The 2,355-nt window shown below is 53.8% G+C and carries 3 protein-coding genes; all 3 read right to left on the bottom strand.

Annotated elements, in window-relative coordinates:
• Positions 1–513: 513 nt before the first annotated feature.
• The 3 genes from NFX52_RS29795 to NFX52_RS29785 all read right to left on the bottom strand — a co-directional run bounded on the left by NFX52_RS29795 (position 514) and on the right by NFX52_RS29785 (position 1,945).
• On the bottom strand, positions 514–936 hold the full coding sequence (locus NFX52_RS29795; protein ID WP_055392894.1) for a hypothetical protein: 423 nt from the start codon (positions 934–936) through the stop codon (positions 514–516).
• A 181-nt stretch (positions 937–1,117) separates the two neighbouring features.
• Positions 1,118–1,405 (bottom strand): hypothetical protein, encoded by a 288-nt coding sequence (locus NFX52_RS29790; RefSeq protein ID WP_156358545.1) that lies wholly within the window; start codon positions 1,403–1,405, stop codon positions 1,118–1,120.
• A 96-nt stretch (positions 1,406–1,501) separates the two neighbouring features.
• On the bottom strand, positions 1,502–1,945 hold the full coding sequence (locus tag NFX52_RS29785) for a hypothetical protein (RefSeq protein WP_156358546.1): 444 nt from the start codon (positions 1,943–1,945) through the stop codon (positions 1,502–1,504).
• Between the last annotated feature and the right edge of the window lie 410 nt (positions 1,946–2,355).

The raw sequence follows: 2,355 nt of genomic DNA, 5'->3' as shown, positions 1-2,355 counted from the left end.
GGGCTATCAACATGGCTTCACTCCCTGGGTGGATTGCAAGGACTCTATCAACTCCTTTAGAACCGCTCGCGCCATGAAGAGTGGATAGCGTTTGAAGTCTATGCAATCGTCCGGGATGTGACACCTAATCAGCGACGGGTGGCTGCGCCACGCACTTGCTGCAGTCGTGCACCGACATCCGCACGGTGCAAGAGCCGCTTGGACATTCGGACGTGAGTGCGAGATGAGCTCCACCCATGTCCTGCAGGAGTCAACTGTTGTCCGTCGGATGCCTTGGCGCCGCACTTGCAGCTTGGCTGAGTGACAGCTTTCGAGCTCCTAGCTGGATGGCGGCTCAGGGCCCGCTAGCGTCCCTCGCCGTGGGGCAGGATTCGGCCAGGAGCAGTCAGCTGGGGCAGAAAGAAGCGGACGCTCAACGTAGAGCTGACCGGCGCTGCGCGGCTTTATCGCGCAGCGTCCAGCGACCGAAGGGAGCGAGGTCAAGCGCTATGTTGAACATGGTGTGTCGAGAGGTTATGGGTAATTGACATAGACCGAGATTTTTCCGTCTTCCTCGGGCTCTAAATTAGCGAGCTGAATAGCGATTTGCCAAGATGGGCTACCAAGGAATTCTTCAGTAAAGAGTTCGGTAGCCTTATCTTTCGGTACGCGGAATGCAGGGCCATCAGGGAAGTGGGCGCGAATAACGGTGCATGCGATAGCAACTCTTGCGTTATGGCCAAACTCTGACTCGAAAGACTCTCCAGATGTACTGTCTGGGAGTTCCGCTGACCACAACGAGTCTTTAATGTGCGTAACCGTGATGTTCTTTTCTTCGATTAGCTTGCCGAGAGAGCGCCAGTCGTCAATCTGTCTTGCGTCAGTATTCAGTGCAACGCGAAGTAAGAGATCAAGCCCTTCGTCGGCGAGGTCTTCAAGGTGTGCGGTAATTGCCATGTGAAGTTATCCCAAAGGAATGTCTAACGTGGAGGTAAGGTGTCGCAAAAGCGCAGCTTGCAGCAATTCCCTTCACCGTATTGTTAGGCCGGATTTGGGGGTAGTCTTGATTCATGAGAATAGCGTTCGTATCCCAGACTCAGGTGGAATTGAGAAACTGATGCTGGGTAGTTTTTCACAATTATGGAAACCAAAAGCTATTCACCTTGTAACAAGAAGCGACCTCACGCCAGGATTCGACATTGTGGCGTTTCTCGAAAATAGCGACGGCCTCTTCAATGAGCTGCGGCTTGTCCTTGGGGTTACAAATGAGCCGGACGCACCACGGATCATCCAAGAGCGTGCTGCGTCCTGTCGCTTGTCCATCTTTTGGAATGAAGTCGAGGTAATAGATCGTGTCCTTCTCTTTTTCAAGAGCGAATCTAGCTTGGCTTCTCTCTTTTTGCAGTTGGTAACGACTTTTAATCATATGCATAATACCATTTTAATGGATAGGCCTAACGGACAAGATAAGCGGCCCGCAGAATGCGGGTCCGCTTGAGCGACGGGTTAGAGCGCATGTGATTTAACCTGCCGGCGAGAACGCTAGATTGATGCTGACTACTGCCGCCGCGACAACCAACCCCAAAGAAAGTAGATAACCAAGACGAAGCCACGAGAAGCGCTTGCTTTGCGTGCGCCGCTCGATGGCGCGCGCTATTCGATTGCGATGCAGAGACTCAGCCACGACTTCGCCAACCAGAGTGATGGGAACAACCAATACAAACAAGCCGAGCCAACCGAGCCACGAGCTAGGCCGTGCAGGAAATGACGAGACGAGCGCCACAGCCCCGAGCGCCGCAGAAAGCACACAGTAGATGCCAACGAAACGCAAAACCGACTTCATGCGCGCTAACGTGATGTATCCCGCAAAACCTGCGGGATAAACTGGACCGTGCGGGATATTCTGGACACTGATTCCTCCTGAAAATGGCTTGCAGATTGGGCCTGCGGTCAGTGCGCTGTTCAAAAGCACAGGTATAAAATTTCCGACAAACCCGGCAGGCATCAACTCAGCAAACTATAGCTTGCCAGTAGGCAGGCACCGGGCACTGAGACAGCGCGGTTTGGACGTCAAGCCAGTGGGTAGTGAGTCAACGGCAGCTTTGCGGTAGTTTCGTCCTCCGGCTGCTTAGGGCCCGCTAGCGCCCTTCAACGTGGGGCAGAATTCGGCCAGGAGCAGCCGGTGGCGACAAGTAAGAGCGGACACTCAACGCACCACCATGTAAACGCGACTGGTCCTCTTGGTGGAGGCGTTAGGCGGCCGCTGGAAGATACTCATTTGGCTGCAAAGTTGCCAATAAAAAACCCAGTAAAAGAGGCCTTCCCGGAAACGAAAACTTCCTGATCCGTCCTGAGCGGGGCGCCGACGTAGTGATC

The sequence above is a fragment of the Acidovorax facilis genome, assembly GCF_023913775.1.
Classification (GTDB): Bacteria; Pseudomonadota; Gammaproteobacteria; order Burkholderiales; family Burkholderiaceae_C; genus Acidovorax; species Acidovorax facilis.
The sequence above is the reverse complement of the archived record's forward strand: the minus strand, read 5'-3'. Positions and strand labels throughout refer to the sequence as shown.

Coding starts and splice junctions, on each gene's coding strand:
- NFX52_RS29795 (WP_055392894.1), bottom strand. CDS start 936: ATGGCAATTACCGCACACCTTGAAGACCTCGCCGACGAAGGGCTTGAT.
- NFX52_RS29790 (WP_156358545.1), bottom strand. CDS start 1,405: ATGATTAAAAGTCGTTACCAACTGCAAAAAGAGAGAAGCCAAGCTAGA.